This window comes from Nonomuraea sp. AD125B, assembly GCF_041402765.1.
GTDB classification, from domain to species: Bacteria; Actinomycetota; Actinomycetes; order Streptosporangiales; family Streptosporangiaceae; genus Nonomuraea; species Nonomuraea bangladeshensis.
On record NZ_JBGLOU010000010.1, the window covers coordinates 34,166 to 55,228 of the forward strand.

Consider the following 21,063-nt stretch of genomic DNA (forward strand, 5'->3'; position numbering starts at 1 on the left):
CGACTCCTGCCGCGAGTTGGGCTTTTCCGCGCGCCCGTCACTCTCCGTGCGTATACGTTTCCGGAATGGAGTTGTTCACCCCGACGCTCGACTGGAGCTCCGAGCTCTGGATCTCGCTGCTGTGGATCGCCAAGGCCTGGGCGATCGCCGCGGTGTGCACGCTCGGCGTCCTCGTCCTCATCGGCCTCACCACCACGTGGGGACGGCAGTTCTGGCGCATCACCGGCGCGTACTTCACCGGCCGCGACAGCGTCAAGGTCTGGCTCGGGCTCGGCGCCCTGCTGCTGTCGGTGGTCACCGGCGTCCGGCTGGACGTGCTGTTCAGCTATCAGGGCAACGACATGCTCTCCAGCCTCCAGGTCGCGGTCCAGGGCATCGCCACCGGCAAGGCCCCGGTGCGCGGCTCCGGCGAGCAGGGCTTCTGGACGTCGCTCTGGGTCTTCTGCGTCCTCGCGGCCATCCACATCGCCCGGCTGCTGCTGGACCTGTTCCTGCTCCAGCGGTTCGTGCTGGCCTGGCGGGCCTGGCTCACCGACCGGCTCACCGGCGACTGGCTCGACGGGAAGGCCTACTACCGGTCGCGCTTCATCGACGACACGATCGACAACCCCGACCAGCGCATCCAGTCCGACATCGACGTGCTCACCGCCGGCTACGGGCCGCTGCCCAACCTGCCCAGCAACGGAGGGACGGCCGGGACGCTGCTGTTCGGCGCGATCTCGGCGGTCATCTCGATCGTGTCGTTCACCGCGATCCTGTGGCACCTGTCGGGCAGGCTCGTCCTGTTCGGGCTGGAGATCCCGCGGGCGATGTTCTGGATCGGGCTGGTCTACGTCCTGTTCGCCTCCGTCGTCGCGTTCTGGATCGGCCGGCCGATCATCTGGCTGGCCTTCAGGAACGAGAAGTACAACGCCGCCTTCCGCTACGCCCTGGTCCGCCTGCGCGACGCCGCCGAGGCGGTCGCGTTCTACCGCGGCGAGGTCGCCGAGCGCACGGGGCTGCGGCGGCTGTTCGCCCCCGTCGTCGCCAACTACAAGCGCTACCTGAACCGCACCATCGGCTTCAACGGCTGGAACCTCGCGATCAGCCAGAGCATCGTGCCCCTGCCCTACGTGCTCCAGGCGCCGCGGCTGTTCGCCGCCGAGATCCGCCTCGGCGACCTCACGCAGTCGGCGTCGGCGTTCAACGAGATCCAGAGCGGCCTGTCGTTCTTCCGCAACGCCTACGACGCCTTCGCCGGCTACCGGGCGGCGATCATCCGGCTGCACGGCCTGGTCGTCGCCAACGAGGAGGCCAGGGCGCTGCCGGAGGTGACGACCCGGCCGAGCGCCGGCGCCGAGGTCGAGCTGACGGCCGTCGAGGTCCGCACGCCGGACGGGCGGCAGCTCATCGACCCGCTCGACCTGCGGCTGGAGGAGGGCGACACGCTGGTCGTCACGGGGGCGTCCGGCACCGGCAAGACCACGCTGCTGCGCAGCCTCGCCGAGCTGTGGCCGTTCACCAGCGGCACGCTGACCCGCCCCGGCGGGGCCAACGAGACCATGTTCCTGTCGCAGCTGCCGTACGTGCCGCTCGGCGACCTGCGCGCCGTCGTCACCTATCCGGGCAAGGAGGGCAGCACCGACGACGAGACCCTGCGCGCCGCCCTGCGCGACGTCGCGCTGCCGCACCTCGCCGACCGGCTCGACGAGGTGCAGGACTGGGCCAAGATCCTCTCACCGGGGGAGCAGCAGCGGGTCGCGTTCGCCCGGATCCTGCTGACCGGGCCGAAGGTGGTCTTCCTCGACGAGGCGACCTCGGCGCTGGACGAGGGCCTGGAGCTCCTTCTCTACCGGCTGGTGCGGACCCGGCTGCCCGGCACGATCGTGGTCAGCGTCAGCCACCGCTCGACCGTCGACCGGCACCACGCCCAGGAGCTCCGGCTGCTCGGCGACGGCGAGTGGCACGTCACGCCGGTGAGCGCCGACGACGGCGACTCCCTCGGCCGGCCCTCCAGCCCGGCCCACCCGTGATCAAGCAGGGAGGAATGTCCGAAATCTGCAAGTGGTGAGGTCTGCTTCGGGAAAGACGGCGTCGGCCCCTCCGGGATTCACTTCCGGGAAACACGACACGAAAGGGGCCGTTCACATGCCCGACATGCCCACCGGTGAGTTCTGGAAGGACCTCAGGCCGATCGAGAACTCCTTCCGGCCCGACGCCCTCCCCGAGGTCTACCTGTCCGACGTCGCCACCGACGACGACCGCTACTACGTGCCGTTCACCGACACCGTCGGCTCCCGGCCGCTGTGGATCAACGTCAAGGACAACAGCTGGGCCGACATCCTGCGGGCCAAGGAGGCGGGGCTGGTCAACCGGCACTACCACCCGCACGAGGTGTTCGCGTACACGATCTCCGGCAAGTGGGGCTACCTGGAGCGGCCCTGGACGGCCACCGCGGGCGACTTCGTCTACGAGGCCCCGGGCGAGGGCCACACGCTGGTCGCCTACGACAGCGGCGAGCCGATGAAGACGTTCTTCATCGTCAAGGGCCCGCTCATCTGGCTGGACGAGAACGGCGAGCCCGACGGGTTCTTCGACGTCCACGACTACATCAAGATGTGCCGCGAGCACTACGAGAAGGTCGGGATCGGCGCCGACTACGTCAACTCCCTGTTCCGCTGAGCCCCCGGCGCACACCCCCTAAGTGAGATCGTCATGACCGACACCACCGTCGCGGCCGGCTCCCGAGCGGCCGACCGGTACGAGAACCGCCTCCTCGTCATCCTCTTCCTGTCGTTCGGGTTCGTCTTCTTCGACCGTCAGGCGCTGTCGTTCCTGGCGCCGTACATGGACGCGGAGTTCGGCCTGACCAACGCCCAGCTCGGCACGCTGTCCGGCGTGCTCGCGCTCACCTGGGCGCTGGCCGGCATGTTCGCCGGCCGCCTGTCGGACGCGCTCGGCCGGCGCAAGCCGATCCTGGTCGCGGCCGTGGTGCTGTTCTCGCTGTTCTCCGCCTCGTCCGGGCTGATGGGCGGCTTCGCCGGGCTGCTCGCGGCGCGGGCGCTCATGGGCACGGCCGAGGGCGCGGTGCTGCCGATGGCGCAGTCGCTCATGGTCGAGGCGTCGAGGGAGAGCCGCCGGGGCTTCAACATGGGCCTGCTCCAGGGCTCGTCGGCGGGGCTGCTCGGCGGCATCGTGGCGCCGCTGGTCGTGGTGTGGATCGCGGAGACCTGGAACTGGCGGGTCGCGTTCTACGTCACGATCATCCCCGGCCTGGTCGTCGCCGCGCTCATCTGGCGGTTCGTCCGCGAGAAGTCGCCGCGTACGCTCGCCGAGGCTTCTCAGGAGCAGCGGGCGGCGGCGGTCAAGGTGCCGCTGCGCGAGGTGCTCAGGCTGCGCAACATCGTCGTCTGCATGCTCATCGCCTGCTGCTACCTCACCTGGTTCGTCACCATCATCACCTTCACCCCGACGTACCTGACCGAGGTCAAGGGCTTCGACCCCGGCACCATGAGCGGCGTCATGACCTGCCTGGGCGTGGCGTGGGTGCTGTGGGGGTTCGCGACCCCGGCCATCTCCGACCGGATCGGGCGCAAGCCGGCGCTCATCGGGTTCACGGTGCTCGCGGTGTGCTGCCCGCTCGCCGTCGTCTACGTCGAGAGCCCTGTGCTGCTCGGCGCGATCATGGTGGTCACCTACACCGGGCTCGGCTGCTTCACGCTGTTCATGGCCACGATCCCGGCCGAGACGGTGCCCCGCGCGGCGCTGGCCACGGCGCTGGGCGTGATCATGGGCGTGGGCGAGCTGGCCGGCGGGTTCCTCGGGCCGATGGTCGCGGGCTGGGCCTCCGACCAGTGGGGGCTGCAGGCCGCCATGTTCATCGCCGCGGGCGGCGCCGTGGCCGTGGTGGCGCTCTGCTTCGCGCTGAAGGAGACCGCTCCCGCCGTGCTGCGCCGCCGCGCCGCCGCCGTGCCGGACGGGAGCGCGGCATGAGGGCGGCTGTCTGGCACGGGGCCAGGGACGTCCGCGTCGAGGACGTCCCGGTCCGGCCGCCCGGCCCCGGCGAGGTGACGATCGAGGTGGCCTACTGCGGGATCTGCGGCAGCGACCTGCACGAGTACGCCGACGGCCCGCACGCCGTCCCCGTCGGCGACCCGCACCCGGAGTCCGGCGTGGCCGCGCCGCTCGTCCTCGGCCACGAGTTCTGCGGGACCGTCAGCGAGACCGGCGACGGCGTCACCGGCCTCGCCCCCGGCGACCGGGTGGCGGTGGAGCCCCACTACCGGTGCGGACGCTGCCCGCGCTGCCTGGCGGGGGAGTACAACATCTGCCGGCACTTCGGGTTCGCCGGGCTCATGGGGCACGGCGGGCTGGCCGAGCGGGCCACCGTGCCGGCGTACATGCTGCACCGGCTGCCCGAGGAGGTCTCCCTGGAGCAGGCGGCGGTGTTCGAGCCGGCCGCCGTCGCCCTGCACGCGGTGCGCCGGGCCGCGATCCGGCCCGGCGAGAGCGTCGCGGTGCTCGGGCTCGGCCCGATCGGGCTGCTCGTCACCAGGTTCGCGGCCCGGAACGCGGCCCGTCACGGGGGCCGCGTGGTCGCCGCCGACCGGTCCGCGGCCCGCCGCGAGTTGGCCCTCCGCCTGGGCGCCTCCGCGACCGGCCCCGACCTCGCCGGCCTCGTGGGCGACGAGGGCGACGAGGGCGCGGACGTGACGTTCGAGGCGGTCGGCTCGCCGGACACCCTGCGGGCCTCCCTGGCGGCCACCCGGCGCGGCGGGCGGGTGATGTTCCTCGGGCTGACCGGCGCCGTCACACTGGACGCCTTCGCCCTGGTGAACGACGAGCAGACGATCATGACCAGCGTGGGATACCGCGACGTCTATCCGGAGCTGATCCGGATGGTCGCCGAGGAGGGCGAGGACCTGAGCGCCGTCGTCACCTCCGTCATCCCCCTGGAACACGTGGTCAGGGACGGATTCGAGGCGCTGCTGCGCGGACCGGAGCAGGAGGTCAAGGTGCTGGTACGACCGGGGGAGCGGCCATGAGCGGGGAGTTCGCGGGCAGGCGGGCGTTCGTGACCGGCGGCACGTCCGGCATCGGCGCGGCCACGGCCGTGCTCCTCGCCGAGCTGGGCGCCGAGGTGACCGCGCTCGGCCTGCCGCCCGCCGACCCCGCCGACCTGCCGGACCACCCCCGCGTCCGCGTCGTCGAGCACGACGTCCTGGACCGGGCGGGGCTGGCCGATCTGCTGTCGGCGGGGGAGCTGCTGGCCGCCCTGGTCAACTGCGCGGGCGTCAGCCACGACCGCGAGGAGTACGACCTCGCGCGCTGGCAGCGGGTCATCGAGATCAACCTGACCGCGACCATGGTCGCCTGCCAGGCCGCCCGCCCGGCCCTGGCCGAGAACGGCGGCGCCGTCGTCAACGTCTCGTCCATGTTCGCCTTCTCCGGCAGCAGGGACCGGCCCGCCTACAGCGCCAGCAAGGGCGGCGTCTCGCAGCTCACGAAGTCGCTGGCGGCCGAGTACGCCGCCGACGGCATCAGGGTCAACGCCGTCGCGCCCGGTTTCGTGGTCACGCCGCTCGCGCGGGGCGTGCTCGACGACCCCGAGGCCAAGGCCCAGGTGCTGGCCCGCATCCCGGCCGGGCGGCTCGGCCGGCCGCGCGAGGTCGCCACGGTGGTCGCGTTCCTGTGCTCGGCGGCGGCGTCGTACGTCACCGGCGCGGTCGTCCCCGTCGACGGAGGCTACCTGGCCGGATGACGTTCGCCTAAGCTGAAGCCCCCCTGACATGCACGAACATCAGGAGGTCGCATGTCCGCCCTCTCCGTGATCTCCCAGGCCACCACCGAGCACCTCGAACCCGCCGAGCGCATCGGTTACTGGGAGGACTACAACCGCAAGGCGCTGGTCGGCCTGTCCTGCACCTCGTACTCGGAGCAGGGCCTGCTGGCCAGGCAGACCAACATCGAGCTGGGCGGGCTGCGGCTCGCCGACATCACCGGCAACGCCCACGCGATCGAGCGCAGCCCGCAGACCGTCAGGTCGGCGCCCAAGGACTCGGTGTTCGCGACCCTGCTGCTCAAGGGCGAGGCCGTGTTCCTGCACGAGAACGGCTGCCTCTCGGCCACGGCGGGCGAGCTCGTCGTCTACGACACGCGCCGGCCCTACCTGTTCGGGTTCTCCTCCTCGATGCGGCAGATCCTCGTGGACGTGCCGCGCGAGCTGTTCGCGCGGACGTGCGTGGGCGGCGGGCTGCCGGGGCCGATGCTGTTCGGGCGCGGCACGGCGCGGGAGGGCGCGCTCGTGGCCGCGCTCGGCTCCCTGCTCGGCGGGCTGACCGCGCTGCGCGGCGACCACGACCCCGCGGGCGCCGAGCGGACCGTGCTCGACCTGCTCAGGCAGCTCGCCGAGGAGCGCACCGGCGGGCGGCCCCGGCCCGACTCCTACCGCTCGCAGCTCATCGTCGCCGAGGACTACATCGAACGTCACCTGCACGATCCCTGCCTTGGGGCCGCGCAGGTGGCGGGGGTCATGGGCATCTCCGTACGGCACCTGGCGCGCATCTTCGAGCCGACCGGGCGCACCCCGGCCCGGCACATCACGGAGCGGCGCCTGGCCAGGGCGCACCAGGAGCTCACCGGGCCCGGGGCGCGGGAGACGACGATCGCCGACGTCGCGCACCGGTGGGGGTTCTCCAGCCAGGCGCACTTCGCCCGGCTCTTCCGCTCCCGTTTCGGCCTCACCCCGAGCGAGGCCCGCGCGGAGGTGACGCGCTAGCCCAGCCCGCCCATGTCGATGATCTTCCACGGGGCGGCGTCCGACTGCCTGCCGAGGAGGAAGGTGTACGGGTAGTGCGGGTCGTCGTTCGGCGGCTCCTCGTCGCAGCGGCGGACGTCGACGGTCACGAAGACCCGCCGCACCTGCCGATAGCCGCCGGGCCCGTACGTGTCGGGAGCCGGCGCGCCGACCTCGGACACCCGCACGTCGATCCAGCTCCTGATCGGGTCACTCCAGTAGTCGTGGTAGCGCTGGTGGAAGGACGGCGCGGTCACGGCCCGGACCACCTCGGCGTCGCGTGCCCTGATGCCCGCCAGGTAGGCCCGGACCACGGCGTCGGCGGGCGCGCCGGCCGCCGGCGGGCTCACGGGCGGGCCCTTGACGACGGTGCACGCGGCGCAGCCGGTCGCGGCGACGGCGTTCGCCGCGAGCAGGGCGACGGCCAGGACGGCGGATGATCTTCGCCTCATGCGCCGTAGCCTCTCACGGAGGAGCGCCGGCCGGGGCGGGACGGTGTCGCGCCCCGGCCGGTCGCCTCACGAGGCGTAGGTCTCGAACTCGGCGACCTTCGGGGTGCCGGACGCGCCGGTGATCCTGAAGGTGATCTTGGTGAGCGGGGTCGCGGTGAAGGTGATGGTGCCCGCGCCGCTGCCCGACTTCAGCACCGCGCCGGTGCCGGCGTTGAGGAGCTGCCAGGAGCCGATGGCGCCCGAGGAGCCGGCCGCCTCACGGATGACGACCCTGGAGACCGTCGTGGCCGAGCCCCACTTGATCGAGATGTCGCCGGTCGAGCCGGACGGCGACCAGTACGTGCTCAGGTCGCCGTCGCGCACGTTGCCGTAGCTCGTGCCGCTCGCCTTGCTGGAGCCGTCGGAGCCGGCCCCGATGCTGAGGTTGGTCCCGCCGGGCGACGTGGTCGGGGTCGTCGTGGGGTTGGACGTCGGGGACGACGTGGGTGAGGCCGTGGGGGACTGGGGCGTGCAGCTGCCGTTCGACACCTGCAGGCCCTTGTTGGCGCCCGCCGTCCGCCGCACGACGTCCGGCACGCAGCTCGCCGGGTCCAGGCCGTAGGAGTAGGGGACGCTGACGGAGGTGTTGGACTGCACGTTCGGCCCGGCCGGGTTGTTCTCGCTGCCGGGGCTCGACCAGGTCACGTTGTCGAAGATGTTGCCCGCGACCTGCCAGTAGCCGGCCTCGCTGGTGTAGAAGGTGCCGAGGACGTCCTTGGAGTCCTCGAAGTAGTTGTTCTCCACCTTGGCGCGGCCGCCGGCGCGGGAGTTGATGCCGGACTCGTGCAGGCTCACGTAGTGGTTGTTGTAGATGTGGGCGATGCCGCCGCGCAGCAGCGGGGTGCGGGAGTCGATGTTCTCGTACAGGTTGTGGTGGAAGGTGACGTAGCCGTTGGAGCGGTCGCTCTCGCTGGAGCCGATGAGCCCGCCGCGGCCGGAGTTGCGCAGGGTGCTGTACGACAGCGTCACGTACTGGACGTTGTCCTTCATGTCGAACAGGCCGTCGAAGCCCTCCGACTCGCCGCCCGACGCCTCCAGCGTGACGTGGTCGACCCACACGTTGCGGACGTCGCTCTCCATGCCGATGGCGTCGCCGCCGTTGGAGGTGGGGGAGCCGGACTTCTTGACGTTCCTGACGGTCACGTTCTGGATGATGATGTTGCTGGCCTCGCGGATGTGGATGCCCAGCTGGTCGAAGACGGCCCCGCCGCCGACCCCGACGATCGTGACGTTGCTGATCTGCTTGAGCTCGATCACGCCGGCGGCGGTGTTGCAGCTTCCGCCCGACACCTTGGCGGTGTTGCCGTGGTTGATGGTCCCCTCGACCTGGATGGTGATCGGGGTGCTGCTGCTGGCCCGGTTGCACAGGGCCTGGTGGATCGCGGTGCCCGTGGTGGCGCGCACCGTCTGCCCGCCCGCGCCGCCGGTGGTGCCGCCGTTGACGGCGGCGTAGCCGGTGACGGTGCCGGTCGCCGCCGACGCCTGGAGGCCCGGCAGGGCCGCGCCGACGGCGGCCGCGGCGGTCACCGCGGCCAGCGCGGCCGCGAGCCGTGCCGCGACCGCCCGTCTCGTCCTCGGTCCACGGGCGGCCACGGCCCTCCTGTCGAACTTGCTCATCACAGCCGAACTCCTTGCTGGTCCGGCAGGCCCGTCGGGCCTGCGTCCGGGTCCCCCCAGCGCGTGCGCATCGCCCCCACACCGTAGGAAAGCGCTTTCCTAGGTGTCAATGCGCCCTGAAACTTTCATCACGCTCCTCGCGTACGATCGGTGATGCGGCTGTGACCTGCGAAAACGCCTGTGACCGTCAACGGACGAACAGGGCAAGGGCCCCAACTCTGCTCATATGAGCAATCTTCGGCTCAAGTGTTGCACTGAGGTTAATTCACGACTTACGGTGCGTTACCTACGTCACATACGGAGGCCCCTATGAGTAAGTTTCGGCTGCTCACAATCCCCGCTCTCCTCCTGGTCACCGCGCTGAGCGCCTGCTCGGTGTCCTCGAACCCCGGCGGGTCCGCCGAAGCGGGCGACCAGAAGTCCGCCGGCCCCGTCGCCATCGGCTTCAGCCAGGCGACCCAGCAGTCCCCCTTCTACGTGCAACTGCGCGAGGGCGCGGAGGCCGCCGCCAAGGAGGCGGGCGCCACGCTCTACTTCGCCGACGCGGGCGGCGACGTGACCAAGCAGAACAACGACATCCAGGACCTGATCACCCGCCAGGTCGACGTGCTGCTCGTCAACCCGGTCGACCCCCAGGGCGTGCAGCCGGGCATCGCCGCGGCCAAGGCGGCCGGCGTGCAGGTCGTGACCGTGGACCGGCCGGTCCCCGAAGGCGCGGTCGCCCACGTCGGGCGCGACAACAAGGCGATGGGCGCGCTCGTCGGCAAGCGCCTGAGCGAGGCGCTCGGCGACAAGGGCGGCAAGGTCATCGAGATCCGCGGCGACGCGGGCGGCGCGGTCGCGCGCGACCGCAGCGCCGGCTTCCACGAGGCCGTCGCGGGCAACGACAAGATCAAGATCGTCGAGGGGCCGTACTCGGACTACGTCCGCTCCAAGGCGGTCACCGCGATGCAGGACCTGCTCCAGGTGCACCCCGACGTCGCCGCCGTGTACGCGCACAACGACGACATGGCGCTCGGCGCGCTGCAGGTCCTCAAGGAGAACGGCAAGGACGACGTCCTGGTCTCCGGCGTCGACGGCCTCATGGAGGCGGTCAAGCAGATCCCGGACGGCCAGTACGTCGCCACCGCGCTCAACGACCCCATCTCCCTGGGCTCGAAGGCCATCGAGACCGTGCTCAAGGTCCAGAAGGGCGAGCAGGTCGAGGCCTCCATCGACGCGGGCACCGAGCTGATCGACAAGGCCAACGCGGCCGGGTTCGTCGGCGAGGGCGAGTTCGCCCAGGCATCCACGAAATAGGGGCCCGAGGCGCCCGCGACCCGGGCGCCCAGGACCCAGGCAATCGACAGTAGGAAGGCGAGACGGTTGTTCCAGACGGCGGAAACCATGCAGGCGGCGGTGCTCCACGCCCCGGGCGACATCAGGGTCGAGCAGGTGCCCGTCCCCGAGCCCGGCCCGGACGAGGCGCTCGTGCGGGTGGCGGCCTGCGGGGTGTGCGGATCGGACATCGCACGCATGCTGCACCCGGGAGTGGCCTACCACTTCCCGATCATCTGCGGCCACGAGTTCTCGGGACACGTCGTCCGGCTCGGCGACCGTCTGGCCGCCAAGGGCCGGGTACGCGAGGGCGACCTCGTCACGGTCCCCCCGCTGATCCCCTGCAAGGTCTGTGAGCCCTGCAGCCAGGGCCACTTCAGCCTGTGCAAGAACTACGGCTACTTCGGCAGCCGCCGCGACGGCGCGTACGCCCAGTACGTCACCGTCCCCGACGAGAACCTCATGGTCCTGCCGGCCGACCTCGACCCCCGGGCCGCGGCCATGCTGGACCCGGCGGCGATCGCCCTGCACGCCCTCTGGCGGACGAAGATGCGCGGCGGCCGCCGGGTGGCGGTGGTGGGCGCGGGCCCGATCGGGCTGTTCGCCGTCCAGTGGGCGAGGCTCGCCGGGGCCTCCGACGTGCTGGTCGTCGAGCTGAACGAGCAGAAGGCCGCCATGGCGGTGGAGGCGGGCGCGACCCGCACCGCGACCGCCGCCGAGGCCGCCGACGAGGTGGCCGGCGACGGCTACGACATCGTGATCGAGTCGGCCGGCGTGCCCGCCACGGTGGACCAGGCGGTGGCGCTGACGGCCCGGCACGGCGAGGCGGTGTTCATCGGCATCCCGCACGACCCCGTGGTGCTGCCGAAGGCCACGTTCAGCTCGTTCCTGCGCCGCGAGGTGACCCTGCACGGCGCCTGGAACTCCTTCTCCGCGCCGTTCCCCGGTGAGGAGTGGCGGGTCGCGGCCCGCGCGCTGGCCTCGGGCGAGCTGGCGTGGAAGTTCATGATCACGCACGAGCTGGGGCTGGACGCCCTGCCGGAGACCATGGCGGCTCTCGGGGAACGTTCCATTTTCAGCTCCAAGGTTCTCTTCCTGCCGAACGAGGAGTGAGCATGGCTGGCTTCCTCGCCCTCGATCTGGGGACCGAAGGCGCCCGCGCGGCGGTCTACGGCGCAGACGGGGCGCTGCTGGGGTCGGGCGCCGAGCGGTACCCGACCCGCTTCCCCAGGCCGGGCTGGGCCGAACAGGACCCGGACGACTGGTGGCGGGCGAGCGTGTCCGCCGCCAGGCAGGCGCTCGCCGAGGCCGGCGGCCCGCAGGTCGAGGGCGTCGCCGTGGCGACCACCGCCTCGACGGTGGCCGTGCTCGACGAGCGGGGCCGCCCGCTGCGCCCGGCGCTGCTGTGGATGGACGGCCGGGCCGGCGAGGAGTCGGAGCTGACCGCGCGGACCGGCCACCCGGTCCTCCGCTACGCGGGCGGCAGCGACGCCGTCGAGTGGCTGGTGCCCAAGGCGATGTGGCTGGCCAGGCACGAGCCGGAGACCTACCGGGCGGCCGCGCGGATCGTCGAGGCCGTCGACTACATGGTGTGGCGGCTCACCGGCCGCTGGGCCGGCTCGCGCATGAACGCGGTCTGCAAGAGCAACTACGACCCGCGCGGCGCCGGCTTCCCGCACGACCTGTACGAGCGGCTCGGCGTCGCCGACCTGGCCGCCAAGCTCCCCGACGAGATCGTGCCCGTCGGCGACCCCGTCGGGCCGCTCGCCGCGGCCGCCCGCGAGGAGCTGGGCGTCGCAGGACCGGCCACGGTGGTGTCCGGCGGGATCGACGCCCACCTGTCGCTGCTGGCGATCGGCGGCGGCCACGAGGGCCAGGTGTCGATCGTCTGCGGCACCTCCAACGCCTTCGTCACCGAGATCACCGAGCCGGTCTTCCCGCCCACGGTGTGGGGGCCGTACCCGGACGCGCTGCGCACCGGGCGCTGGCTGGTCGAGGGCGGGCAGGTGAGCGCCGGCTCGGTCCTCGCCTGGACCGGCGAGAAACTCATCGGCCGCCCCCGCGCCGAGATCGGCGGGCTCATCAAGGCGGCGGCGGAAGTGCCGCCGGTCGAGCACGGCCTGATCGTGCTCGACTACTTCATGGGCAACAGGACCCCGCTGCGTGACCCGCGGCTGAGGGGCGCGGTGCTGGGCCTCACCCTGGCCAGCACCCCCGAGCAGGTCTACCGGGCGGCCGTGGAGGGCGTCGCGTACGGCACCCGCCAGGTCATCGACTCCTTCACCGCCGGCGGCGTCCCCGTGGAGGAGATCTTCGTCTCGGGCGGCATCCAGCACAACGAGCTGTGGCTGCGGACCACCGCCGACGTGCTCGGCCGCCCGGTCCACCTGGTCACCGGGGACAACCTGACGCTGCGGGCCTGCTCGGTGCTGGCCGCCGCAGGCACCGGGCGGCACGCCTCCCTGGCGGAGGCGGCGGCCGCGTACGCGCCCAAGTGCCGCACCGTCGAACCGGACGCCGCGCACGCGCAGGCGTACCGGGCCGGCTACGCCGACTACCTGGAGGCCACGGCCGCGACGACGGGCATCTCCCACAAGCTGAGCGGAGCCCGCCATGAGCGATGACGAGCAGCTCTACCAGGTGGCCGTGCGCTACTACGAGGACGGCGAGACCCAGGAGCAGATCGCGCACGCCCTGCACCTGACCCGCTGGAAGGTGGGCCGGATGCTGGCCGAGGCGCGCGAGGCCGGCATCGTGCGCATCGAGGTGCTGCACCCGCGCTCCCGGGTGCGCTCGCTGGAGCAGGCGATCAAGGAGCGGTACGGGCTCCGCGACGCCGTCGTGGTCTCGGTGGACGGCGACCCCGAGCAGATCCGCGACCGGGTGGGCGCGGCCGGCGCCGACCACCTCATGGAGATGCGGCCCGCGCCCCGCCTGATCGGCGTGTCGTGGGGCCGCACCCTGGACCGGCTGGCCGAGGCGCTGACCCGTGGCTGGGCCAACGGCGTCCACGTGGTGCAGATCAACGGCGCGCTCAGCCGTTCGCGGCAGCCGACCAGCGCGCACAGCATGGCCAGCACGATCGCCCACCGCGGCGGCGGCACCGCCACGCTGCTGGCCGCGCCGGCGATACTCCAGCAGCAGAGCACCCGCGCGGTGCTGGAGAGCGACCGGGCCGTCGCCGACGTGCTGGCCCTCGCCACCCGGGCCGACCTGTTCCTCTACAGCCCCGGCGGCATGGGCAGCGACTCGGTGCTGGTGGACTCCGGCCAGATCGACGCGGGCGACCTGGCCCGGCTCGCGCGGGCCGGCGCGGTGGGCGACGTGCTCGGCCGCTTCATCGACGCGCGCGGGCAGATCGTCGACCCCGACCTCGACGGCCGCACCCTCGGCCTGTCCCTGGACGTGCTGCGCTCGGCCACCACCTCGGTGGCGCTGGTCAGCGGCACGGCCAAGCGGGCGGTGTGCCGGGCGGTGGTGTCGAGCGGGCTGTGCGACGTGCTCATCACCGACGACCAGAACGCCCGACACCTGCTGGAGGCGGCATGACGGCCACCACGGAACGCCTGCGCATGACGGGGATCGTCAAACGGTTCCCCGGCACCGTCGCCCTCGACGGCGTCGAGCTGAGCGTGCGGCCCGGCGAGGTGCACTGCCTGCTCGGCGAGAACGGCGCGGGCAAGAGCACGCTCATGAAGATCCTCGCGGGGTCGTACCGTCCTGACGAGGGCACGATCCTGCTGGACGGGCAGCCGTACGCGCCAGCCACCCCGCACGCCGGGCTGGCGGCCGGCATCGCCGTGATCTACCAGGAGCTCGACCTGCTGCCCGACCTCACCGTGGCGCAGAACCTGCTGCTGGGCCGGGCGCCCGCGCTCGGCCCGTTCGTCCGGCGGGGGCAGCGCGCCAAGCTGGCCCGCGCGGCGCTCGACCGGGTGGGCGCGAGCTTCCCGGTGACCGCCCGCGTCGGCGACCTGCCGATCGCCTCGCAGCAGCTCACCGCCATCGCCAAGGCGCTGACGGCCGACGCCCGCGTGATCGTCATGGACGAGCCGTCGGCGACGCTCGGCGAGAGCGAGCTGCTGGCCGTGTTCGAGGTCATCAGGTCGCTCACCGCCGAGGGCCGGTCGGTGATCTTCATCTCGCACCGCATGGACGAGGTCATGGAGATCGGCGACCGGGCCACGGTGCTGCGGGACGGCCGCGCGGTCGGCGTCTACGACCTGGCCTCGACCGGCCCGGACGAGCTCGTCGCCGCCATGATCGGCGAGGCCGGTGAGCTCGTGGGCGCGACCGACCGGCCCGCCCCGCAGGGCGAGCCGCTGCTCCGCGTCGAACGGGCGCACGTGCCGGGGCTGCTCGACGTACGCGACCTCGACGTACGGCCCGGCGAGGTCGTCGGGCTGGCCGGGCTCGGCGGCGCGGGCCGCACCACCCTGCTGCGCGCCCTGTTCGGCGACCTCAAGGCCCAGGTGGACGCCCGGCTGGACGGCCGCCCGCTCAAGGCCACCAGCCCGGCCGCCGCCGTCCGCGCCGGCCTCGCCCTGGTGCCGGAGAGCCGCAAGGAACAGGGCCTCATGCTGGGCCTGTCCGTGAGCCGCAACGCCGCCATCGGCGCGCTCGGCAGGCCGCCGTGGCTGCTGCCCGGCAGGACCGGCCGCCGGCTGACCGCGCCGTCGCTCGCCGACCTCGGCGTCAAGGCGTCCGGCCCCGGCCAGCTCGTCGGCCAGCTCTCCGGCGGCAACCAGCAGAAGGTCGTGCTGGCCAAGTGGATCACCCGCGGCGGGATCAGGGTCCTGCTGCTGGACGAGCCCACCCGCGGCCTCGACGTCGGCGCCAAGGCCGACCTCTACCGCCAGGTGCGCCACCTGGCCGACCAGGGCGTGGCCGTCCTGCTCGCCAGCAGTGAGCTGAACGAGCTGACCGCCAACGCCGACCGGATCGAGGTCCTGTACGAGGGCCGCAACGTCGCGCACTTCGACCCCCGGGTCAGCCCCGAGAACGTCATCGCGCACACCGTCATCACAGGAGCCGCACCATGACAGCTTCCACCGTGGCCGACACCGCCACCCAGGAAGGCCGCCCCCGCGCCCGCCGTGGCGCCGACCTGATCGTCAAGTCCAACCTGCTGCTGGTCTTCCTCGGCCTGTGCGTGGTCGCCTCGCTGCTCGCGCCGCAGTTCCTGACCGGCCGCAACATCGCCAACCTGCTCCAGCAGTCCTCGCTCACCGGGATCGTGGCCATCGGCATGACCATGGTCGTGCTCACGGCCGGCATCGACCTGTCCGTGGGCAGCGTGGCCGCCTTCGGCGGCATGACGATCGCGCTGCTCATGGGGTCGGGCGTGCCCGTGCTGCCGGCCATCCTCATCAGCGTGGCGGCCGGCGCGGCGTTCGGCGCGTTCATGGGCGGGCTGTCGGCGTACCTGACGCTGCCGTCGTTCATGACGACGCTGGCGGGGCTGACGGCGGTGCGCGGGCTCACGTACCTGCTGACCGACGGCAAGCCCGCCGAGGCGGGCGGCTCGGAGGGGTTCCAGCTCCTCGGCGGCGGGTTCATCGGCTACGTGCCGATCGTCGGCGTCATCTTCGTGGTGATCACCGTGCTCGCCGCCGTGGTGCTGCGCGGCACCACCTTCGGCGAGTACGTCTACGCCGTCGGCAGCAACAAGGAGGCCGCCCGGCTGTCCGGCCTGCCCGTACGCGGCGTGATCACGACCGTGTTCGCCGTGTCGGGCGGCCTGGCCGCGCTGGCCGGGGTGCTGCTCACCTCCCGGCTGACCGTGGGCCAGCCCACCGCGTTCAACGGGCTGGAGCTGGACGCGATCGCGGCCGTCGTGCTCGGCGGCACGAACCTGTTCGGCGGCCGGGGCGGGGTGTTCGGCACGTTCGTCGCGGTGCTGCTGCTGTCGGTGCTGCGCAACCTGTGCAACCTGCTCGGCCTCGGCTCCTTCTTCCAGATGGTGGTGACCGGCCTCATCCTGCTGGTCGCCCTCGTACTCAACCTGCTCATCGAGAGGCGTGGCGCTCGTGCCTGACACCATCCCCGGCTCGTTGCGGGCCTATCTGCACGGACTGCCGGGCGTCGACGAGGTCGGCGTCCAGCGGCGGGCCGCCGGCCTGGCCACCCGGTCGATCAAGACCACGGCCAAGCGGCAGGCCATCGACCTCGCCATCCGCATGGTCGACCTCACCACGCTCGAAGGGTCCGACACCCCCGGCAAGGTACGCGCGCTGGCCGCCAAGGCCGTGCGCCCCGACCCGGCCGACCCGAGCGTGCCGTCGGTCGCCGCGCTCTGCGTCTACCCCGACATGATCCCGACGGCGGCGCGGGCGCTGGCCGGCACCAACGTCGAGCTCGCCTCGGTCGCCACCGGCTTCCCCGCCGGGCGTACGTCGCTGGAGGTCAAGCTGAGCGACACGGCCTCCGCGGTCGCGGCGGGGGCGAGCGAGATCGACATGGTCATCGACCGTGGAGCGTTCCTGGCGGGCGACTACGCCAAGGTCTTCGACGAGATCGTCGCCGTCAAGGAGCAGTGCGGCGAGGCGCACCTGAAGGTCATCCTGGAGACCGGCGAGCTGGTCACCTACGACAACGTGCGCCGCGCGTCGTGGCTGGCGCTGCACGCCGGGGCCGACTTCATCAAGACCTCGACCGGCAAGGTCGCCCCCGCCGCCACCCTGCCGGTCACGCTGGTGATGCTGGAGGCCGTGCGCGACTACCGCGCCGCCACCGGCCGGCAGGCCGGCGTTAAGCCGGCCGGCGGCATCCGCACCACCAAGGACGCCATCCGCTACCTCGTGCTGGTCAAGGAGATCGCCGGGGACGACTGGCTGGACCCCGCGTGGTTCCGGCTGGGCGCCTCGACGCTGCTGAACGACCTGCTCATGCAGCGGACCAAGCTCGGCACCGGCCAGTACTCCGGGCCCGACTACTACACCATCGACTAGGGAGAGGCGTGGAGATCTTCGAGTACGCGCCCGCGCCGGAGTCACGAGCCATCGTGTCCATCCGGCCGTCGTACGACCTGTTCATCGACGGCGAGTTCGTCGCGGCCGAGAGCGACGCGCGCATCGTCACCGTCAACCCGGCCGACGAGGAGCCGCTGTCGGAGGTGGCCGCCGCCGGCGACGCCGACGTGGACCGCGCCTTCGCCGCCGCCCGCCGCGCCTTCGACCGGGTGTGGTCGCGGCTGCCGGGCGCCGAACGCGGCAAGTACCTGTTCCGCATCGCGCGCATCATCCAGGAGCGCGCCCGCGAGCTGGCCGTGCTGGAGTCGCTCGACAACGGCAAACCGATCAAGGAGACCCGCGACGTCGACCTGCCGCTCGTCGCGCAGCACTTCTTCTACTACGCCGGCTGGGCCGACAAGCTCGCGCACACCGGCCTCGGCACCAGGCCGCTCGGCGTGGCCGCGCAGGTCATCCCGTGGAACTTCCCGCTGCTCATGCTCGCGTGGAAGGTCGCGCCCGCCCTGGCCGCCGGCAACACGGTCGTGCTCAAGCCGGCCGAGACCACGCCGCTGACGGCGCTCGCGTTCGCCGAGATCTGCCAGGAGGCCGGCCTGCCGCCCGGCGTCGTGAACATCGTGACCGGCGCCGGCGACACCGGCCGGGCCGTCGTCTCCCACCCCGAGGCCGACAAGGTGGCCTTCACCGGCTCGACCGAGGTGGGCCGGCAGATCGCCCGCGCCGTCGCGGGCACCCGCAAGCGGCTCACGCTGGAGCTCGGCGGCAAGGGCGCCAACATCGTCTACGACGACGCGGCCATCGACCAGGCCGTCGAGGGCATCGTGTCCGGCATCTTCTTCAACCAGGGCCACGTCTGCTGCGCCGGCTCGCGGCTGCTGGTGCAGGAGTCGATCGCCGAGGAGCTGCTGCCGCGGCTGCGCGCCCGCATCGAGCTGCTGCGCCTGGGCGACCCCCTGGACAAGAACACCGACATCGGGGCGATCAACTCGGCCGCGCAGCTCGCCAGGATCCGCGAGCTGGCCGCCGCCGGCGAGGCCGAGGGCGCCACGGGCTGGTCGCCGTCCTGCCCGCTGCCCGAGCGCGGCTACTGGTTCCGTCCCACCGTGTTCACCGGGGTCACGCAGGCGCACCGGATCGCCCGCGAGGAGATCTTCGGGCCGGTCCTGTCGGTGCTCACCTTCCGCACGCCGGAGGAGGCCGTCGCCAAGGCGAACAACACGCCGTACGGGCTGTCGGCCGGCGTCTGGACGGAGAAGGGCTCCCTCATGCTCTGGACCGCGAGCCGGCTGCGCGCCGGCGTCGTCTGGTCCAACACCTTCAACGTGTTCGATCCCGCCAGTCCCTTCGGCGGCTACAAGGAGTCCGGGTACGGCCGCGAGGGCGGGCTGCTCGGATTGGAGGCCTACCTTGGCTGAGACCCCGCCGCGCATCGCGGTGCGCAGGACGTACAAGCTCTATGTCGGCGGCGCGTTCCCGCGCTCGGAATCAGGGAGGTCCTACCCCGTGACGTCGGCGGACGGATCCCACCTCGCCAACGCCGCGCTGGCCTCGCGCAAGGATGTGCGCGACGCCGTGGTGGCGGCGCGCAAGGCGTTCCCCGGCTGGTCGGGCCGCACCGCCTACAACCGGGGCCAGATCCTCTACCGCGTCGCCGAGATGATGGAGGGGCGGCGCGAGCAGTTCGCCGCCGAGGTCGCCGCGGCCGACGGCGTGAGCGCGGCGCGGGCCCAGGAGCTGGTGTCGGCCGCCGTGGACCGGTGGGTCTACTACGCCGGCTGGGCCGACAAGATCAGCCAGGTGGTGGGCGGCGCGAACCCGGTGGCGGGCCCGTTCTTCAACCTCTCCGAGCCGGAGCCGACCGGCGTCGTGGGCGTGCTCGCGCCCGCCGGCTCCTCGCTGCTCGGGCTGGTCTCCGTGCTCGCCCCGGTGATCACGTCGGGGAACACGGCGGTGCTGGTCGCCGACGAGCGCGCCCCGCTGCCCGCGGTCACGCTCGCCGAGGCCCTCGCCACCTCCGACCTGCCGGGCGGCGTGGCCAACATCCTGACCGGCCGCCTCGCCGAGCTGGCCCCGCCGCTCGCCGGGCACGCCGACGTGAACGCGCTGGATCTCGCGGGCGCGGGCGGCCTCGCGGGCGAGCTGGAGGAGCTGGCGGCGACCACGCTCAAGCGCGTCCTGCGGCCCGGGCCCGAGGACGACTGGACGGACGCCGACCCCGGGCTCGCCCGCGTCCGCCCCTTCCTGGAGATCAAGACCGTCTGGCACCCGATCGGCCGCTGACCGCCCTCAACGCCATCCCCCGTGCCTTACGGGGGATGGCGGCGGGGGTCATGAGCGGTGGATCGCCTGGGACGGCACGGACGCGGCCGGGTGGACCGGGATCGGTGACGAGGCCAGGCGCCTCTGCCCCGGGCCTACGCGCCGTCCCGCCGGCGCACCAGCTCCTCGATCCAGACGGGCGCGTACGGGGACGTGCACCCCGGCGAGACCGGGTAGTCCTTCAGCACCTCCAGGCGCTCGCCGATGCCGACGGCGCGGGCGCGGTGCTCGGGGTGCTCGATGCCGATCTGCGCCAGGCAGTGGTTCATCGCCCACTGCAGGCGGTCGGGCGCGGCCTTCATCTCGGCCTCGATGACGTCGAGCAGCCCCGCGAGGTCGAGACCGGCGGGCTTCTTCGCCACGCGCTCGGTGGTCAGCGCCCATCCGGCGCTCGCGACCACCGGGTCCGGGTCGGCGAGCCAGGCTTGCCGCAGCTCCTCGGCGTGCGGGCTCTTCTTCACCACGTAGTTGACGAGCCAGTCGTGCACTTTGGGCGCGCCCGCCTCGCGCACCATGGCGTCCAGCTCGTCGCGCTCGAACGCCTTGGGGCGGCAGATCAGCAGCGCCAGCAGCCGGGCCGCGGTGTCACCGGTCTCCCAGAGCCGGCGCGCGAGCTCCTGCTGCGTCTTCAGCCGCTTGGCGAGGGCGCGCAACGCGCCGAGGTTGACGCCGTGATCGTCGCCGTGCCGCGCGTTGACCGCGCGGATCTTCGGGTCCTCCAGCTCGGCCAGCTCGGCCATCACCTCGGCCACCGTCACTTCGGCCACCGTCATGCCGGTCTCCTGTCGTTTCGGCGCGAAATCCCGGGCTGTTCACAACAAATGCGCGGTGGTTCTCGATGATGCCCCTCGCCGGGACCGGGGTGTCACGGCGAGGGCGCGGAAGCTGATACAGGAGTGGCCGGCAAATGCGGTCACTTCTTAATGCGCGGCCTCGTACTGCTTGATCAGCGTCGCGGCAATCCGGCCCCGCTCGCTCACGGGCAGGCCCTGCGCCTTGGCCCACTTGCGGATCTCCGTCGCCTTCTCCCTGCCCATCTCACGGGCCGAACCGGCGCCTCCGCGACGGCCGCGCTCCTTGCCCGCGCGGACGGCGCGCGCCTTGGTGATGAAGGGCGCCAGAGCCTTCTCCAATTTCTCCCTGTTCTCGCCGGACAGGTCGATCTCGTAGGCGGTGCCGTCGAGAGCGAACCGCGTGGTGCCCTCCGCTTCACTGCCGTCGAGGTCGTCGAGAAAAGATTCCACGATGCGCTTCGCCATAAGGTGCTCCAAACCCCGATGTTGCTTGCGGATACTGTAGTCCCCTTCAGAGACACACGCATCCTCACAAATGCCATGTCGCGAATAGCAGGCCGGGCTCGCGCGGCCCCGCGGGACCGCGTCAAAGCGCGGGCCGTGCTTGTCCCGTGATCTTCCGTGTCGCGCGAGTCGCGGTCCGTCCGCCGTGTTGATCCGCCTTTCCCCGGCGTTCACGTACGGCCGGAGCCGCGGTCCGCCCGGGTCCAGGAGAACGGTCGTGACCAGGCGAAAGGCGGGATCGGCCGGGCGTCTCCGCGCGCGCGGGCCCGGCGCCC

General features: G+C 72.3%; 19 protein-coding genes. 15 read left to right on the forward strand and 4 right to left on the reverse strand.

Features of this window, described 5'->3' with window-relative positions; translation table 11 throughout:
• The first annotated feature begins 65 nt into the window (after positions 1-65).
• The 6 genes from ACBR40_RS25790 to ACBR40_RS25815 all read left to right on the forward strand — a co-directional run bounded on the left by ACBR40_RS25790 (position 66) and on the right by ACBR40_RS25815 (position 6,757).
• A complete protein-coding gene (locus ACBR40_RS25790) occupies positions 66-2,012 on the forward strand; it encodes an ABC transporter ATP-binding protein/permease (RefSeq protein WP_371250400.1) in 1,947 nt (648 codons plus the stop codon).
• 115 nt (positions 2,013-2,127) lie between these two features.
• Positions 2,128-2,661 carry a 2,4'-dihydroxyacetophenone dioxygenase family protein gene (locus ACBR40_RS25795; RefSeq protein ID WP_344206335.1) on the forward strand — a complete coding sequence of 178 codons (534 nt, stop codon included), beginning with the start codon at positions 2,128-2,130 and terminating at the stop codon, positions 2,659-2,661.
• Between the two features lie 33 nt (positions 2,662-2,694).
• Positions 2,695-3,972 (forward strand): MFS transporter, encoded by a 1,278-nt coding sequence (locus tag ACBR40_RS25800; protein ID WP_371250401.1) that lies wholly within the window; start codon positions 2,695-2,697, stop codon positions 3,970-3,972.
• Complete coding sequence (locus ACBR40_RS25805) at positions 3,969-5,024, forward strand: 2,3-butanediol dehydrogenase (RefSeq protein ID WP_371250402.1); 1,056 nt, start codon at positions 3,969-3,971, stop codon at positions 5,022-5,024. The genes ACBR40_RS25800 and ACBR40_RS25805 overlap by 4 nt, the downstream gene beginning before the upstream one ends.
• Complete coding sequence (locus ACBR40_RS25810; protein WP_371250403.1) at positions 5,021-5,740, forward strand: SDR family NAD(P)-dependent oxidoreductase; 720 nt, start codon at positions 5,021-5,023, stop codon at positions 5,738-5,740. The genes ACBR40_RS25805 and ACBR40_RS25810 overlap by 4 nt, the downstream gene beginning before the upstream one ends.
• A 51-nt stretch (positions 5,741-5,791) precedes the next feature.
• Positions 5,792-6,757, forward strand: coding sequence for a helix-turn-helix domain-containing protein (locus ACBR40_RS25815; RefSeq protein WP_344206340.1), 966 nt, complete (start codon positions 5,792-5,794; stop codon positions 6,755-6,757).
• Here ACBR40_RS25815 and ACBR40_RS25820 read toward each other — a convergent pair.
• Together ACBR40_RS25820 and ACBR40_RS25825 are read right to left on the reverse strand one after the other, a co-directional pair.
• Positions 6,754-7,227, reverse strand: coding sequence for a hypothetical protein (locus ACBR40_RS25820; RefSeq protein WP_344206342.1), 474 nt, complete (start codon positions 7,225-7,227; stop codon positions 6,754-6,756). The two genes, ACBR40_RS25815 and ACBR40_RS25820, sit on opposite strands and share 4 nt — an antisense overlap.
• Before the next feature lie 66 nt (positions 7,228-7,293).
• Positions 7,294-8,883, reverse strand: a complete 1,590-nt coding sequence (locus ACBR40_RS25825) for a pectate lyase (RefSeq protein WP_371250404.1) — start codon at positions 8,881-8,883, stop codon at positions 7,294-7,296.
• 309 nt (positions 8,884-9,192) lie between these two features.
• Here ACBR40_RS25825 and ACBR40_RS25830 point away from each other — a divergent pair, with 309 nt between their 5' ends.
• From ACBR40_RS25830 to ACBR40_RS25870, 9 genes are all read left to right on the forward strand, one after another.
• Positions 9,193-10,182 carry a substrate-binding domain-containing protein gene (locus tag ACBR40_RS25830; protein ID WP_344206344.1) on the forward strand — a complete coding sequence of 330 codons (990 nt, stop codon included), beginning with the start codon at positions 9,193-9,195 and terminating at the stop codon, positions 10,180-10,182.
• Between the two features lie 66 nt (positions 10,183-10,248).
• Positions 10,249-11,313: a galactitol-1-phosphate 5-dehydrogenase gene (locus ACBR40_RS25835; RefSeq protein ID WP_344206345.1), complete on the forward strand. Its 1,065-nt coding sequence runs from the start codon at positions 10,249-10,251 to the stop codon at positions 11,311-11,313.
• Positions 11,314-11,315: 2 nt separating this feature from the next.
• Positions 11,316-12,824: a ribulokinase gene (locus ACBR40_RS25840; protein WP_371250405.1), complete on the forward strand. Its 1,509-nt coding sequence runs from the start codon at positions 11,316-11,318 to the stop codon at positions 12,822-12,824.
• On the forward strand, positions 12,814-13,749 hold the full coding sequence (locus ACBR40_RS25845; protein WP_344206347.1) for a sugar-binding transcriptional regulator: 936 nt from the start codon (positions 12,814-12,816) through the stop codon (positions 13,747-13,749). Before ACBR40_RS25840 ends, ACBR40_RS25845 begins: the two co-directional genes overlap by 11 nt.
• Positions 13,746-15,242 carry a sugar ABC transporter ATP-binding protein gene (locus ACBR40_RS25850; protein ID WP_371250406.1) on the forward strand — a complete coding sequence of 499 codons (1,497 nt, stop codon included), beginning with the start codon at positions 13,746-13,748 and terminating at the stop codon, positions 15,240-15,242. The genes ACBR40_RS25845 and ACBR40_RS25850 overlap by 4 nt, the downstream gene beginning before the upstream one ends.
• Complete coding sequence (locus tag ACBR40_RS25855; RefSeq protein WP_344206349.1) at positions 15,239-16,237, forward strand: ABC transporter permease; 999 nt, start codon at positions 15,239-15,241, stop codon at positions 16,235-16,237. Before ACBR40_RS25850 ends, ACBR40_RS25855 begins: the two co-directional genes overlap by 4 nt.
• Positions 16,230-17,150: a deoxyribose-phosphate aldolase gene (gene deoC / locus ACBR40_RS25860; RefSeq protein ID WP_371250407.1), complete on the forward strand. Its 921-nt coding sequence runs from the start codon at positions 16,230-16,232 to the stop codon at positions 17,148-17,150. The genes ACBR40_RS25855 and deoC overlap by 8 nt, the downstream gene beginning before the upstream one ends.
• A gap of 14 nt (positions 17,151-17,164) precedes the next feature.
• Complete coding sequence (locus ACBR40_RS25865; protein WP_371250621.1) at positions 17,165-18,586, forward strand: aldehyde dehydrogenase family protein; 1,422 nt, start codon at positions 17,165-17,167, stop codon at positions 18,584-18,586.
• The gene (locus ACBR40_RS25870; RefSeq protein WP_371250408.1) at positions 18,579-19,451 is read left to right on the forward strand and encodes an aldehyde dehydrogenase family protein; all 873 of its coding nucleotides are present in this window, start codon (positions 18,579-18,581) and stop codon (positions 19,449-19,451) included. The genes ACBR40_RS25865 and ACBR40_RS25870 overlap by 8 nt, the downstream gene beginning before the upstream one ends.
• Positions 19,452-19,585: 134 nt before the next feature.
• On the opposite strand, the gene ACBR40_RS25875 is transcribed toward ACBR40_RS25870, so the two are convergent.
• On the reverse strand, positions 19,586-20,263 hold the full coding sequence (locus ACBR40_RS25875) for a DNA alkylation repair protein (protein ID WP_371250409.1): 678 nt from the start codon (positions 20,261-20,263) through the stop codon (positions 19,586-19,588).
• Positions 20,264-20,410: 147 nt separating this feature from the next.
• Positions 20,411-20,749, reverse strand: a complete 339-nt coding sequence (locus tag ACBR40_RS25880; RefSeq protein ID WP_344206354.1) for an Lsr2 family protein — start codon at positions 20,747-20,749, stop codon at positions 20,411-20,413.
• Positions 20,750-21,063 lie beyond the last annotated feature (314 nt).

Bases quoted from the DNA above. Each gene is read 5' to 3' on its own strand.
- ACBR40_RS25790 (WP_371250400.1), top strand. From the start codon at position 66: ATGGAGTTGTTCACCCCGACGCTCGACTGGAGCTCCGAGCTCTGGATC.
- ACBR40_RS25795 (WP_344206335.1), top strand. From the start codon at position 2,128: ATGCCCGACATGCCCACCGGTGAGTTCTGGAAGGACCTCAGGCCGATC.
- ACBR40_RS25800 (WP_371250401.1), top strand. From the start codon at position 2,695: ATGACCGACACCACCGTCGCGGCCGGCTCCCGAGCGGCCGACCGGTAC.
- ACBR40_RS25805 (WP_371250402.1), top strand. From the start codon at position 3,969: ATGAGGGCGGCTGTCTGGCACGGGGCCAGGGACGTCCGCGTCGAGGAC.
- ACBR40_RS25810 (WP_371250403.1), top strand. From the start codon at position 5,021: ATGAGCGGGGAGTTCGCGGGCAGGCGGGCGTTCGTGACCGGCGGCACG.
- ACBR40_RS25815 (WP_344206340.1), top strand. From the start codon at position 5,792: ATGTCCGCCCTCTCCGTGATCTCCCAGGCCACCACCGAGCACCTCGAA.
- ACBR40_RS25820 (WP_344206342.1), bottom strand. From the start codon at position 7,227: ATGAGGCGAAGATCATCCGCCGTCCTGGCCGTCGCCCTGCTCGCGGCG.
- ACBR40_RS25825 (WP_371250404.1), bottom strand. From the start codon at position 8,883: ATGAGCAAGTTCGACAGGAGGGCCGTGGCCGCCCGTGGACCGAGGACG.
- ACBR40_RS25830 (WP_344206344.1), top strand. From the start codon at position 9,193: ATGAGTAAGTTTCGGCTGCTCACAATCCCCGCTCTCCTCCTGGTCACC.
- ACBR40_RS25840 (WP_371250405.1), top strand. From the start codon at position 11,316: ATGGCTGGCTTCCTCGCCCTCGATCTGGGGACCGAAGGCGCCCGCGCG.
- ACBR40_RS25845 (WP_344206347.1), top strand. From the start codon at position 12,814: ATGAGCGATGACGAGCAGCTCTACCAGGTGGCCGTGCGCTACTACGAG.
- ACBR40_RS25850 (WP_371250406.1), top strand. From the start codon at position 13,746: ATGACGGCCACCACGGAACGCCTGCGCATGACGGGGATCGTCAAACGG.
- ACBR40_RS25855 (WP_344206349.1), top strand. From the start codon at position 15,239: ATGACAGCTTCCACCGTGGCCGACACCGCCACCCAGGAAGGCCGCCCC.
- ACBR40_RS25875 (WP_371250409.1), bottom strand. From the start codon at position 20,263: ATGACGGTGGCCGAAGTGACGGTGGCCGAGGTGATGGCCGAGCTGGCC.
- ACBR40_RS25880 (WP_344206354.1), bottom strand. From the start codon at position 20,749: ATGGCGAAGCGCATCGTGGAATCTTTTCTCGACGACCTCGACGGCAGT.